The sequence below is a fragment of the Flavobacterium sp. LC2016-12 genome, assembly GCF_015351595.1.
In the GTDB taxonomy this organism is placed as follows: Bacteria; Bacteroidota; Bacteroidia; order Flavobacteriales; family Flavobacteriaceae; genus Flavobacterium.
The window spans coordinates 809,916-827,024 of the sequence record NZ_JADKPT010000001.1; the positions used below are offsets into that span (position 1 = coordinate 809,916).

1 protein-coding gene is annotated in these 17,109 nt (G+C 38.8%); it reads left to right on the forward strand.

The features are described 5' to 3' along the window. The first annotated feature begins 289 nt into the window (after positions 1-289). Positions 290-17,059 carry a gliding motility-associated C-terminal domain-containing protein gene (locus IRZ99_RS03405; protein ID WP_194655924.1) on the forward strand — a complete coding sequence of 5,590 codons (16,770 nt, stop codon included), beginning with the start codon at positions 290-292 and terminating at the stop codon, positions 17,057-17,059. The last annotated feature ends 50 nt before the right edge of the window (positions 17,060-17,109 follow it).

A 17,109-nucleotide genomic window follows, 5' to 3' on the forward strand; every position in this document is an offset into this window, starting at 1 on the left:
TAAATAGCATATTTTAATATTTAATCTGTAAGCGTTATTTGCCTTATAGAAGTTGTTGAACCGTTGCATTTTAGGTGAAGTTGGTTTCATATTATAAAGTGAAACGATTTTAGGATTAAATTTTATATATAGTAGTGTACTATAAATTAACTTTAGGTTTGGAATGTTTTTCCTATTTTTTTACTGAACTATAGCCCCCAAATATTCGGTATTTTAATTTCTTATATCCTATTGTTTCTTAATAAACGCATATAAAATTCATTTTTTTTAAAATTTAACCTTAAGATTTATGAAATTAAATTACTCTAAATTAAAAGCCTTAGAAAGTGTTTTATTATTCTTTTTATTTATTCTTCCAATCTATACATTTTCGCAGAATTGTACAGTAAATGCGAATGCAGATCGAAGTCAATGTCCGGGTGGACAATTGGCTTTACCGCCAGATCAGTTTAAGTTATTTGGAACTGAAAATAGCAGTGCAGGATATTTGCAAAATCCATTTTGGACACAAATAGGAGGGCCTGCCGTTAATATAACGGACCCTAATCTTGTTGAGACATTAGTAACAGGAGCTGTGCCAGGAAATACTTATAAGTTTAGATTAACTGCGCAATGTCAAGATGGCGCAACAGTTTCTGATGATGTCTCTATTACTATTTTGCCCGTTACTTTTGCAAATGCAGGTACAGACCAAACCTATTGTCAGGGAACGTATCCTTTAAATGGCAATGTTCCAGGAGCTGGTGAAACCGGAACCTGGACTATAAATGGTAATAATAACGCCGGAATTACAATAAATAATCCTAATTCGCCAACTTCTACTATTACAGTTTCCGGGGCTTCATCTGGAAATACCTCTTTAATCTGGACTATATCGAATCCTTCAGGTTGTACTTCATTTGATGAAGTAGTTATTTCTACTTTAGGAGGGGTACAGCCCGTTACAGCTGGTGCAGATATTAACTTGTCTAATTGTTATTCGGCTACCCAAAACGTAAATTTAAATGGTAGTTTTGGTGGTAATACACCAGGGCAACAACAAGGAACCTGGACTGTTGTTTCGGGTCCAAATGTCCCAACTTTTGCTAATGCCAATGCTAATAATACTAATGTAAGTGGTCTGGTTCAGGGAACTTATGTTTTTCAATGGACTGTAGTCGGTACTTGTGCCAACGGTTCTGACAGGGTGACTGTTACAGTGCCGCCGCCAACTGCTGATGTTACTAATGTTACTGGATCTTCTTCTTATTATTGTGATGGCAGAACATCGACTGTTTTGCAGGGAACGGTACCCTTGTATGTAAATGAAACCGTGCAATGGACACAAACAGGAGGGCCAAGCGCAACAATTGCAAATCCAACTTCGCCTACAACTTTGGTTACCGGAATGACGAGTTTAGGAACATATACTTTTCTATACACTTTAACTAATAGTACCACAAATTGTGTAAGAACAGGAACTTATACTATTGTGTTAGAAGAATTGATATCAATATCAGGCGGACCTGATCAGGCATTAGCCTGTAATGTTTCAACAGCAGTAATTCCTGTTACTTCGACAGGCAGCGGGCAAATGAAATGGCAAATAGTTGACGGACCGGCTGTTAATCCAGTTTTAAATCCTCCTTATCCATCTTTTCCAACTCCTTTGGTAAATTTTTCAGGTAGTAGTTTAACTATAGATCAATTAACTTTTTCGGGAACTTATGTAGTTAGGATAATAAAAAATCCAAACGCGGGAAGTCAGTGCGAAACAGTTTATGATGATGTTAAAATTGTTGCATCCAGACCAGCGGAAGGAGCCAATGCTGGTACCATGCAGGTTTTGGCTTGTAATGCAACTTCGGCTGTATTGGCAGGAAACTTAACAGTAGGAACGGGTACGTGGTCACAAGCGTCAGGACCGTCTACAGCAGTATTTGCAGATGTGCACAATCCAACGACAATGATTTCATCACTTGTAAACGGACAATATGAATTTAGATGGACTATATCTGGCGGCTCTGCTTGTGATGTTACGCAGAGTACGGCGAAAGTTTTAGTTTCAAGTGCAACGCCAACTCCTGCAAATGCCGGAACTGATCAATCTATTTGCTATGGAGCACCGGTTCAATTGCAAGGAAATGCAACAGTTAGTACTGAAACCGGAACCTGGACTGTTTCACCAAATGCCGGTATCACTTTTAATAATGTAAACAGTCCCAATGCTATTGCTTCGGGATTGATAGCAAATACAGTGTATATTTTTACCTGGACAATTGCAAATGGTTGTGGTACCTCATCAGATACTGTAAATATCACTACTAATAGTTCACAAGGTGCCAATGCTGATGCCGGTCCTGATCAATGTGTGGCAACTGGTACAGCTTCAATAACTTTGGCAGCGAATAATCCTGCGCCTGGAACTGGTTTATGGACGCAGACTTCTGGTACAACAGCAACAATAACAAATCCGAGCTTATACAATACTACAGTTACGGGCTTAAGCGATGGTAATTATGCATTTAAATGGACAGTTACCAATGTAAATTGTGCCGCTGGTGAAGATACTGTTGCTATCACAATTGCTCCGGATATCACAACAGCAACAGCGGGACCAGATCAGAGTGTTTGTAGCAGTACAGTGACGGTAACTGGAAATACTCCAGCCGCCGGAGAAACTGGTTTATGGGAATTTGTAAGTGGTGGTGATGGGCCAGTGATAACCAATCCTTCAAGTCCAACAACAACTATTACAGGTTTAACAAGTGGTTCCTGGGTCTATAAATGGACTATTTCCAGAGGTGCTTGTCCTGCTTCATCAGATTCAGTACAAATAAATAGTGATATACCACCATCGACAGCAGTTGCCGGACCAGATCAGACAACATGTAATAATTCGACTGTTACATTGGCAGCAACACCACCAACAGTTGGTAGCGGAATTTGGTCATTAATTTCAGGACCAAATTCTCCTGTTTTTTCTAATGTAAGATCAGCGACCTCAACTTTATCTAATTTAATAACTGGGGAATACATTTTAGAATGGACAACTTATACTGGGATAGTATGTCCTGAAAGTAAAGACCGTACAACGATAAAAGTGACAGAAGCTGCTGCTGCCGGATCAGATATTTCGACCTGCTTGGAAGGGCCTTTGTATTTAACAGGAAACGATGGAAGTACGGGGACATGGACTTATGTTTCAGGTCCAAGTACTCCAACAATAACAAAAACAGGAAATAATAGTGCATCGGTTACTGGTTTGGTTCCAGGTGTTTATGTATTTAGATATACCATTCCTGCTGCCGGATCTTGCCCTGCAACTTCTGATGATATTACTGTTACGATTAACGGTCAAATAACAACAGCTCCAAATGCAGGACCAGACCAAAATTTATGTAATTCGGTTCTTGCTATACAAATGGCAGCTTTGCCACTTGACCCTGGAACAATAGGAAAATGGACTGTTTTAGCAGGCCCGACAGGAGGATCTTTTGTGAATGATACCAATCCAACTACAACATTTATAAATCCAGGTTTTGGAATTTATGTTTTCAACTGGACTGTAAGCGCAGGAACGTGTAGCAGTTCTGATCAGGTTAGGGTTGAGAATGCCCAGACACCTTCAGCAGCTGTAGTAGAAGGAGATAATGCGATTTGTGGATCAACAACTGAGCTTACAGCGACACCCCCAACAGTTGGAACAGGAAGATGGGCTCAGGTTACAGGACCAACTACAGCCGTTTTTAGTTCTGAAATTTTACCAACCACAACAGTTTCAAATTTAACCGTTACAGGGGGAGTTTATGTTTTTAGCTGGACCGTGAGCAATGGTACAATATGTACACCTAACGCAGACACGGTGCAAATTACCGTAACGGCAGATTTAACAACACCAAACGCAGGACCAGATCAGACGATTTGTGTGTCTGGTAATACAACTTTAGCAGCTAATACAATTACGGTTGGAACAGGCGCATGGTCTAAATTTAGTGGGCCAGTTGGAGGGACTTTTTCAAATACTGCAAGCCCAACTTCAACATTTACGCCAAGTTTACCAGGAACTTATGTATTACGCTGGACGGCAACAAACCTTAGCTGTACGTTTTTTGATGACATGACTTTGACAGTTGATCCTTTACCAACAACAGCCAATGCAGGAAATCCTTTTGCAGTATGTCAGTTTCAACCAGTGAATTTAAGTGGAAATACACCAACAACAGGTACCGGATTATGGTCACAGGTTTCAGGACCATCAACAGCAGTGTTTGCAGATCCATCTTCACCAACGACTAGTGTTTTGGGCACGCAAGCCGGAGTTTACGTTTTCAGATGGACCATTTCAAGTGGAAGCTGTCCTTCAAGTTCAAGTACTGTAACCGTTACAATAAATGAATTATCTCCTTTGGCAGATGCAGGAGTTGATCAAACGATTTGTAACACTTCAACAGCAACTTTGAGCGGGAATAATTCTGGAACGTCGACTGGTTTATGGACATTTGTTTCTAATGCTGGTAATACGGCCGTAATAACCAATCCAAATCTTTTCAATACAACCGTTACCGGAATTTCAACAGGAACAACAAGATTAAAATGGACTATCTCAAATGGCTCCTGTACGCCTTATTCTGATGAAGTACAAATTACAAAACCATCAGATTTAATAACTTCGCCATTAACAGCAAACTCTACTATCTGCTTAGGTGGAACTATAACTTTAAGCACAACTCCGTCTGGAAGTTTAACTCCTTATAGTTATCAATGGCAAAGTTCTGCTAACGGAACTTCTGGCTGGAGTAACATTTCAGGTCAAACAAATGCTTCCTATACAACAGCAAGTAGTTTAGCAGTTGGAGAATACTATTACAGAGTAAATGTTTCTAATTCATGTACCCAAATTAGCAGTACTGTCGCCAAACTAACAATTATCGCAGATCCGGTGGTTACAACTCAACCGGTTGGAAATACCATTTGTTCCAGTGGCACGCATACGATGACTGTTGTAGCAACAGCTACAAATACAGCACCTGGTAATTTAACTTATCAATGGCAGAGTTCTACTAATGGAACATCAGGCTGGGTAAATGTAACGGGTGGAACAGGAGCTACAACAACTACATACACGACAGCAGCGTTAACTTCAAATTTATATTATAGAGCAAGAGTGAGACAAGGTGTCATCGCTACTGGCTGCGAAACTTTGTCAAATCCGGTTCTTGTAAATGTTGTTACTATAACTGCGCAACCTGTGACTCCTGCTCCTGTGTGTGTAGGAGGAATTGTAACAGTTAGTATTGCCGCATCCTTAAATGGAGGTACAGGAACATTAAGTTATCAATGGCAGAGCTCTGCAGATGGAACTTCTGGTTGGGCAAATGTTTCTGGAGGTACTGGCGCAACAACCAATTCTTATACCTCAGGAGCTCTAGCGAGCAGCATTTTTTATCGATGCATGGTTACTTCATCGGCAACAAATTGTACTTTGACGTCAAATAGTGTTCAGGCTACAGTAGTTGCTGATCCAAGTATTACAGTACAACCTTCAAATGGAGCCGTTTGCGTAGGAGGTTCTTTTACTTTAAATGTTACAGCTACGGGAGGAACACCAGGTCTAAATTATCAATGGTATAGCGGTCCGGATACAGCCAGCTTTGCACCGATACCTGGTGCAACATCTAGTTCTTATACCACTCCTGCACTTACCGCAACGACGCATTATAGAGTAGAGGTTTCAGCTACAGGAAATGGTTGTGGTTCAGTAGTTTCTGACAATGCCTTAGTGGCAGTAGGTGCTGATCCTGTGGTTAATCAACAACCTGCAGGCAGTACAATTTGTTCAGGAAATACACATACGATGAGTGTTGTTGCTTCGGGAAATGTTATTTTACCTCTAGCTTATCAATGGCAAAGTTCTGTAAATGGAACTTCAGGCTGGACAAATGTTACAGGCGGAGTAGGAGCTACCACAGATACTTATACCACAGCGGCATTAACTTCAACATTATATTATAGAGTACAGGTGACACAGTCTCCAAATGGCTGTGAGACTTTTTCAAATGCAGCTCCGGTATTTGTTGCTACTATTACGGCACAACCTACAGCACCGGCACCAATTTGTGTTGGAGGTGTTGTGAATCTGACTATCACGGCTTCATTAAATGGTGGAGCGGGAACACTAAGTTACCAATGGCAAAGTTCTGCAAACGGCACTTCTGGTTGGGCAAATGTTACTGGCGGAACCGGCGCGACTAGCAATTCATACACTTCGGGAGCACTATCAGTGAACACTTTTTATCGCTGTATCGTTACTTCATCAACAACAAATTGTACATTAACATCTAATGTGGTACAAGCAACAGTCGTTCCTGATCCATCAATTACAGTTCAGCCGACAGGAACAACAATTTGTTCGGGAGGAAATCATACCTTAACAGTAACAGCTACAAACGGAACACCAAGTTTAACATATCAATGGTCTAATAGTATTGATAATATTAATTTTAGTCCTATTTCTGGAGCTACATCGTCAACTTATGTAACACCAGCTTTAACACAAACAACTTACTACAGAGTTGCGGTTTCTGCAAGTGGAAATGGTTGTACGACGATAACTTCTTCTGTCGCTACGGTTGTTGTTTTATCTGATATTTTTATTACAACACAACCTGTTGTGCGAACAAATATATGTAGTGGTTCAACTGCAACTTTAAATGTAACGGCAAGTGGAGGTTCAGGAAATTATACCTATCAATGGAGAAGTGCTACCGTATTGGCAGGGCCTTATACTAATATTTCAGGAGCAACTTCATCCTCCTATACAACTCCAGCTCTGACTCAAAATACCTACTATCAAGTTGTTATTTCTGATAATACACAGGGATGCTCTCCTGTGACTTCAAATGTTTCAGGTGTTATTATTCCGAGTATTATAACCCAGCCGGTCACTCCGGCGACTGTTTGTGTTGGCGGGACAATTTCGCTATCTACCGCTGCTTCTGCCAATGGTGGCTCGGCAACTTTTACTTACCAATGGCAAAGCTCACCAAACGGCACAACAGGCTGGACAAATGTCTCGACAGGTACCGGAGGAGCAACAGCAAATTATACGTCAGCGGCATTATCAGCTACAACCTATTATCGAGCTATAATAAGTTCTTCAAATCCAAGTTGTACACTTACTACTAATGTGGTTATGGCTACTGTAATTCCAGATCCGACGATTACAACGCAACCAACCGGAGGGAATATTTGTGAAGGCGGAACATTTACAATGTCATCTGGCGCGACAGGTGGCTCAGGAAATTTTACCTACCAATGGCAAAAATCGTTAGACGGGACAACAGGTTGGGCAAATGTAACTGACGGTACAGGGGCTAATACCACAAGTTATACTACTGGTCCTCTAAGTATTGATACGTTTTATAGATTACAAGCGAGTGAATCAGGAACAGGTTGTGGTGCAGTCAATTCGAATACAGCAAAAGTTGAAGTTTTTGAATCTCCTCTTATATCAGTTCAACCAACTGATGCTGAAGTTTGCATCAATCAATCACACACTTTTACGGTAGTAGCATCTGGAAACATCCCCTCAGGAACTTTACTATATCAATGGCAAACGGCGACAGTTTTGGCAGGACCTTATACTAATGTAAGTGCTGGTTCAGGAGCTACAACTGCTTCTTATACTACACCAGTTTATACTACACCGGGAAATAGATATTTTAGAGTTTTAATTTCTCAATCGCAAGCAGGTTGTCAGACTATCTCAAATCAGGTCACTTTGGATGTTTTTGATGTTCCTTCAGCTCCAATTGGCGATGTTACACAACAGCCATCATGCACAAATGCTACAGGAATAATTGCAATTACTGATCCTGATTTAGGAACAGGGTATGAGTATAGTAAAGATGGCACAACTTTTCAGGCAAGTAATATTTTTAGTGGTTTAGCTTCCGGAACTGTCACAATTTACGTGAGACGAGTAGGTTTAGACAGCTGTATTTCTCTTGGTACACCATTTATTATTTTTAATAAAATTTGCGCTGTTCCTGAGAATTTTGCAGAAATTTCTGGTGACACAGGAGGAACTACAACTACTACAATATTAGATAGTGATACTCTAAACGGTGCTTCTGTAAGTATTTCAACGGTCACAGTTACTGTAAATACAATATCTCCTTATTTGACTCTCAATGGTGATAACACTATAACAGTTGCTTCGGGAACACCAGCAGATGATTATACTTTGACCTACACTATTTGTGAAACAGCTAATCCTTCCAATTGTTCAACAACTACAGAAACTGTACACGTAACCTCGGCAGGGATTGAAGCAATACTGGACGTTGTTCCATTTATAGTAAACGGTTACGTTGAAAACCTGAATGTTATTAATGTTTTGACTAATGACAGACTAAATGCTTTACCAGCTACCACATCAAATGTCATAATCTCGGTTGATATTCCGGCGACTCCAATTAATGGCGCACCAGTTCCAGTTTTAAATATTTCAAATGGAAATGTTGATGTTCCTGCTGGTACAGCAAGAGGACTTTATGATATTAAATATAAAATTTGTGAAATTGGTTCACTTTCAAATTGCGATACTGCAAATATTTTAATTCAGGTAGGAACTACTATAATAGATGCAAATGACGATAGAGTAGAGAATATTAATGGTTTTACCGGGCAAGTGAATGTTATTAATGCTATAAATAATAACGATACTTTGAATGGAGTACCAATTACTTCTGCAAATTTTGATGAAATAGAAATTACTCAGGAATTACCAGCAGATCCAGTTTATGGAGGAGCGAATGTTCCGATATTTAGTACTACAACAGGTTGGGTTACTGTTCCTGAAGGAACTCCGGCAGATACGTATTACATAACTTATCATATTTGTGAAAAATTAAATCCAACAAATTGCTCAGATGCCAGTATTGCAATTGTTGTAGATGCAGCACCAATTGTTGCTAATGACGATGTTGCCAATAATGTAAATGGTTATGTTGGTGCAGTCAATGTTATTAATGCTTATATAAATCCTGTAGGAGCAGATACGTTTAACGGAGATATTATAAATATTAATTTGGCAGGAGTATTAACGGGTAGCATTGTCAGCCCAGCTACTCCTATAAATGGAGGTCCTGTTCCGGAATTAATATTAACATCAGGAAGAGTTAATGTTCCCCAAGGAACTCCGGCGGGACAGTATCAAATCAAATATAAAATATGCGAAAACCTAAATACTCCAAATCCGAACTTACCAAATGGAGGTAATTGCGATGATGCGATTATTATTATAAATGTAATTGCGCCGCCAATTATTGCAAATGATGATGTAGTTTCTGGAATTAACAGTTACGCGGGTGCAACAAATGTAATAAATGCTTATGATAATGATTTATTAAATGGAGGAGCACTTGATCTTACTGAAATAACAACAACAATTATATCAGCCCCAAGTGCAATAGGTGGAGGCCCACTTCCGACATTTGATACTACCACAGGTTTTGTTAGTGTTCCGCCTCTAACTCCGGCAGGGGAATATAAATTTGTTTACAGGATATGTGAAAACCTTAATGCAACTAATTGTGATGACGCAACTATAACAATTACTGTTGTTCCGGCACAAATTATTGCAGAAGATGATATTCCTTTTACTTCGATAAATGGATTTATAGGAGAACCAAATGCTATTAATGCTTTAGATAATGATACTTTAGATGGTGTTTTAGTAAATCCTGCTGATGTTGAAATAAGTGTTCTTGCAGCGGCAGTTTCTATTAATGGCAGTCCTGTACCGATTTTAGACTCTTCAACAGGAAATGTAAGCGTTCCGGCCGGAACAGCTGCGGGTAGTTATACTATAACGTATCGTTTAAGAGAAATACTAAACCTTAGCAATAATGATACGGCAATAATTACGATAGAAGTTACCGCTCCTGTTATTGAAGCTAATGATGATACGGTTGCTAATATTAATGGTTATCTAACAACTGCAAATGCTATAAATGTTTTGTTAAATGATAATCTTAATGGAGCAACAACTAATATAAATCAGGTGACAGTTACAGTTGATACTCCGGCAACTTCAATTAATGGAGGACTGGTTCCTATATTAATACCTTTAACAGGAACTGTTGGTGTTCCGGCAGGAACTCCAGCCGGTGACTATGAAATTAGATACCATATTTGCGAAAAACTAAATGCAACAAATTGTGATGATGCGACAGTATTTATTAGTGTAATTTCAGCTCCTATTGATGCTGTTGATGATACCGCAAGTGCTATTAATGGTTTTGCTGGAGCTGTAAATGTTGCCAATGCTTTAACAAATGATACGTTAAATGGAGTAGCTGTAGTTCCTGCGCAAGTAACCATTAGTAATGTAGTTCCTGCGATTCCAATTAATGGAGGAGCCATTCCTGTCTTAGATCCTTTAACCGGAAATGTAAATGTTCCGGCAGGTACCGCATCAGGCACGTATATAATTGAATATACTTTAAGTGAAAACTTAAATATAGCTAATTTAGATACAGCTGAAATAACTATAATTGTTACAGCTCCTTCTATTGTCGCTAATAATGATTCAGCTAGTAATATTAATGGATTTGTTGGTGCCAATAATGTGGTAAATGCCATTATAAACGACAGATTAAATGGTATGGATATTCAGTTAAATGCAATTGATATTACTTCATTAACCACAACACCGCCTCAAACTCCACCTTACGTTGTAGGAAATCCGGTTCCGGTATTGAATATTACTACAGGAAACGTTGATGTTCCTGCAGGAACATCAGCAGGAACATATACAATTCATTATAGAATTTGTGAAAAACTGAATCCATCAAATTGTGATGAGGCTGATATTGTAATCAATGTCTTGCCAACAATAATTAATGCTGATAATGATTTTGTGAATTCGATCAATGGCTATGCAGGAGCAAATAATGTGATTAATGCTTTGGCAAATGATGAGCTTAATGGCACACCAGTTTCATTGCTTCAGGTTAATATTCATTCATTGGATACAACAGTTCCTCCAGCTTCAGTCAATGGAAACGTTCCCGTTCTTAACCTGCTAACAGGAAATGTAGATGTTCCTCCATTGACTACGGCAGGAACGTATACGATTCATTATGAAATTTGCGAAAAATTAAATCCGACAAATTGTTCAGATGCCAATATTATTGTAATCGTTGATGCAGCACCAATTATAGCTAACGATGATGCCGCATCCGGAATAAACGGTTATGCAGGTGCAACAAATATTTTAAATGCATTTGATAATGATTTATTAAATGGTGCTGCGATAAATACAGCTGAAATCAAAGCAACAGTAATATCGGCCGCGATAGCAATAAATGGAGGTCCGGTTCCTGCTTTAAATATTACAACTGGCTTTGTAAGTGTACCTACCTTAACACCAGCAGGAGAATATAAAATTGTTTATCAGATTTGTGAGAATATAAATGCTGCAAATTGCGATCAGGCTACCATTACAATTACAGTAGTTGCGGCACCAATTGTTGCTGTTGATGATAATGCCACTGGAATAAATGGTTTTGTAACGACTACAAATGTTGTCAATGCTTTAACAAATGATACGCTAAACGGAGTTGCGGTAATTCCTTCTCAGGTAACTATTAACAACATCATTCCTGCAGCTTCTATTAATGGAGGTCAGGTTCCTGTTTTAGATCCTTCAACAGGAAATGTAAATGTTCCTGCAGGTACCGCAGCAGGCAGTTATTTTATTACATATAGTTTAAGTGAGAAAATAAATATTACCAATACTGATAGCGCTATTATTACCATAGTAGTTACAGGCCCGGTTATCGAAGCCAATGACGATACGGTCGCTAATATCAATGGATATGTAAGAACAGTAAACGCAATTGATGTTTTGGCAAATGACACACTTAACGGAGCTGCAGCTGACTTAAATCTGGTTAGTGTTACAGTTGATACTCCAGCGACACCAATTAATGGAGGTCCAATACCGTTGTTAGAACCATTAACAGGTATCGTAAGTATTCCGGCAGGAACTCCAGCCGGTGACTATGAAATTAGATACCATATTTGCGAAAAACTAAATGCAACAAATTGTGATGATGCTACGGTATTTATTAACGTAATTTCAGCTCCTATTGATGCTGTCAATGATACAGCAAACAATATCAACGGTTTTGTTGGGGCAAACAATGTTATTAATGCTTTAACGAATGATACATTAAATGGAGTTGCTGTTGTTCCTTCACAAGTAACCATTAGTAATGTTGTTCCTGCCATTCCAATTAATGGAGGTGCAATCCCTGTTTTAGATACTACAACAGGGTGGGTGAGTGTTCCAACGGGCACGGCAGCCGGAACGTATACAATTGAATATACTTTAAATGAAAATTTAAATACTGCTAATTTAGATACTGCTGAAATAACTATAATTGTTATTGCACCAACTATTGTGGCCAATGATGATTCAGCTAGTAATATTAATGGATTTGTTGGCGCAACCAATGTTGTAAATGCGATTACAAACGACAGATTAAATGGTATAGATATTCAATTAAATGCAATTGATATCACGTCTTTAAATACGCTAACACCAGTAGATTATGTTTCAGGTAATCCGGTTCCTCTATTGAATATCACAACAGGAAGCGTTGATGTACCAGCAGGAACATCGGAAGGCACGTATACTATTCACTATAGAATCTGCGAAAAACTGAATCCAACAAATTGTAGTGAGGCGGATATTGTAATCACTGTTTTGGCTACAGATATAATTGCCAATGACGATTTTGTGCAGGATATAAACGGCTACCGAGGAGGAAACAATATTATAAATGCTTTAACAAATGATTTGTTGAATGGCGCATCAGTTTCATTCCCTCAGGTTAATATTCGACATATTGGTACTATTGTACCATTAACGTCAACTAATGGAAATGTTCCGGTATTGAATACCATTACTGGAAATGTAGATGTTCCACTATTAACACAATCAGGAACTTATATAATTCAATACGAAATCTGTGAAAAGCTGAATCCTGCTAATTGTAGTCAGGCTTCCATTTATGTTGTGGTAGACAGACCGCAAATTTTAGCCGAAGATGATTTAATTACAAATATCGATGGATATCGCGGCGCACCAGAAGTATTGAATGCTTTAACAAGTAATGATAGATATGATGGATCTCCTTTGACAGACATCAACCTGGTAATAAGAACCGTAGTTTCTCCAGCGACCCCTATTGATGGAGGTGCGGTTCCGTTCTTGTTTCCTGGAACCGGATTTGTATCTATTCCGCAGCGTACCCCGGCAGGAACATATCAAATTAAATACATAATCTGTGACAGGCTAAATCCTTTAAATTGCGATGAAGCTACTATTACTATTCTTGTATTAGTACCGCCAATTGTAGCCAATGACGATGCAGTTGATAATATTAATGGAAACACAGGAGCAACTAATGTATTGAATGCTTACAATAATGATACATTGGATGGATTGCCAATGGACTTTTTAGATTTTAGAGGAAGATTAATAACGCCAGCAAGCTCACTTAATGGAACCCCGGTTCCAGTGTTAAATGTTCTGACAGGAAATGTAGATGTACCGGCTGGTACTCATGCAGGAACCTATTTTATTACCTATGAAATTTGCGGAAGATTAAATTCAACCAATTGTGACCAGGCAGTAATTACAGTAAGAGTTGTTCCTGCACCTATTGATGCAGTTGATGATAATGCAACCGGAATTAATGGTTTTGTGGGAACTGCAAATGCGATCAATGCTTTGGACAATGATACTTTAAACGGCGTTCTGGTAACTCCGGCAGATGTTCTTATTACTAATGTTGTTCCTGCGACACCTATAAACGGTGGTACTGTGCCAACATTAGATGTTGCAACTGGTATTGTTAGTGTTCCGGCAGGAACGACAGCAGGAACTTACACTATTAGTTATAGACTACGAGAAGCGACAACTTTGTTAAATTATGATGATGCTATTATAACTATTGTGGTTGACGCTCCGGCAATAGTAGCCAATGATGATACACTAGCCAATATCAACGGTTATGTAGCAACTAATGATGCTATTGATGTCTTAACAAACGATACGCTTAATGGAGCAGCAACAAGCTTAACTAATGTCAATATTACTGTTGATACCGCAGCAACGCCGATTAATGGTGGAGCAGTTCCAAAATTAGAACCACTTACGGGAATGGTAAGTATTCTGGCAGGAACTCCGGCAGGTGATTATGAAATCAAATATCATATTTGTGAGAATTTAAATCCAATTAATTGTAATGATGCAACAGTTTATATTACAGTTGTAGGGCCAACAATTCTTGCTGTTGATGATTCTGCCACAAATGTCAACGGTTATGTTGGAGCAAACAATGTCATCAATGCACTAACAAATGATTCATTAAACGGAGCTGCAATTCAATTGGCTCAGGTAACGATTACTTCTATAAACACGGCAACTCCGGCAGATTACGTGACTGGAAACCCGGTACCGGTATTGAATATTGCGAATGGAAGTGTTGATGTACCTCCGGGAACTTCAAATGGAACGTATACTATTCATTACGGAATCTGTGAAAACCTGAATCCAACAAATTGCAGTGAAGCAAATATAATTGTTGAGGTAAATGCAGCAACAATTTTAGCCAACAATGATATCAATCTTAATATAAATGGTTATGTTGGAGCAGTAAATGCACTGAATGTTTTGGATAACGACTCATTCAATGATTCTTCAATAGAGGCTAAAAAAGCAAAAGTAGCGGCGATAAACATAAGCCAAATTACTATTACAATTTTAAATCCGGCAGATCCTATTAACGGAAGTTTGAATATTCCTGAATTAGATCCTGCAACTGGTATTGTTAGCGTTCCGGCTCAAACTCCTGCTGGACTGTATACTATTCAGTACCGAATTGCGGAGAATTTAAATCCATCAAATTTTGATGATGCAACGGTATTTATTACAGTAACAGCAACAACAATAGAAGCAAATAATGATACTGTTCTAAACATAAATGGTTTTGACGGTCAGGCCAATGTTATCAATGCAATTACAAATGACAATCTAAATGGAGTAGCAGCCCAATTGGCAGAAATTACTATTGGAATTGTAACACCAGCCACACCAATTAATGCCGGTCCAGTACCAACATTAGATATTATTACAGGAAATGTTAGTGTTTTGGCCGGAACGCCAAGCGGAACGTACACGATTCGCTATTCAATTTGCGAGAATTTAAATCTAACAAATTGCAGTGAGGCCGATATTATTGTTACGGTTATTTCCGGACCAATTATCGCTAATGATGATGCTGCAACCGGAATAAATGGATTAGACGGAGCGGCCGATGTGATAAATGTTTTAACAAACGATTTATTAGACAACGCTGCACCAACTTTATCACAAGTTGCAATACATGTATTATCACCAGCCGATCCAATTGCCGGAGGAGCGATTCCTGCATTGAATCCTGCAACAGGATTGGTAAGTGTTCCAGGGGGCACATCATCGGGAATATATACTATTGTCTATGAAATCTGCGAAAACCTGAATAGTATAAATTGTGATCAGGCGGTAATTAAAATTGCAGTTTCACAGCCAGGAATTACATTAGTGAAACGAGGCGTATTCTCAGACACAAATGGCGACGGTTATGCACAACCAGGAGAATTGATTCGTTATTCATTCCGAATTACCAATACGGGAGCAATAGATCTTACTAATGTTGTTGTTACAGATCCAAAAGCAACAATTGCGGGAACTCCAATTGCAACATTAGCAATAGGTCAGTTTGATACAACAACCTATACCGGAACTTATGTTCTTACTCAGGTTGATATTGACGCCGGATTTGTAGTTAACCAGGCACTGGTAACCGCTCAGCCAACCATAGGAACTGCTATTCAGGATCTATCAGATAGTGATGATCCGACGCTTATTGGTAATGATGATCCAACAGTTACGCCAGTTGTTCAATTTAAAGATATTACATTGATAAAAGGTGGGATATTAACTGGTTCTGGCGGCGTTGGTTCAGTAATCAATTACAATTTCAGAGTTAGAAATACAGGAAATGTACCTCTTACTAATGTTGTAATAACAGATCCAATGTTAACAACGACTTCGATTGCGGTTACACCTAGTACATTATTACCTGGCGCTGACGGTACTGCTACAGCATCTTATACGGTAACAGTGGGAGATGTTGCGAATGGAGCCGTTATAAATACAGCAATGGCTATTGGAGATGATCCATCAGGAAATCCTGTAACGGATGTTTCAGATAGTACAGATCCGACGTTGACTGCTGATGATGATCCAACGGTTATTGATTTAACATTCAGACCTTCTATAGCCGTAATAAAAACAGCAACCTTTAATGATGAAAACAAAAATGGTTATGCAGAGATTGGCGAAACAGTAACATATAATTTCGCTGTTACCAATACCGGAAATGTACCGTTAGTAAACATTGTAGTAAAAGATCCAAAACCAGGAATTACCATTTCCGGAGGACCGATTATTTTAAGACAGGGGGAAACGAATACTACCGCTTTTGTCGGTATTTATGTTCTGACCGCTGCAGATATTGATGCAGGTCTTGTAGAAAACCAGGCTGAGGTTGATGCCGTAAGTCCGGATGGATTAACTGCTAACGATCTGTCTGATGATAATTCTAATTTAGAAGATGATCCAACAATTTTACCATTAAATGCTTGTAAAGTAACCATTCATAATGCTGTTTCTCCTAATGGTGATGATAAAAATGAGGTGTTCAAAATTGACGGAATCGAGTGTTATGCTAACGCTTATGTTCAAATTTATGATCGTTGGGGTGTTCTGGTTTATGATGCCTACAACTATGATAATAATGCGGTAGCGTTTAAAGGTATTTCTGAAGGAAGAGCTACAGTAGCCAAACAAAAAAGATTGCCAGACGGAACCTACTTCTATGTCATTACCTATACAACGTATCTGAATGAAGCGGTAAGTGCAACAGGTTACTTATATCTGTCTGGGAATGATTAATATTTAATTTAAATTTTAGGTGTGATTAATTGGTAATAAGCAAAAAAAGC

Bases quoted from the DNA above. Each gene is read 5' to 3' on its own strand.
- IRZ99_RS03405 (WP_194655924.1), top strand. From the start codon at position 290: ATGAAATTAAATTACTCTAAATTAAAAGCCTTAGAAAGTGTTTTATTA.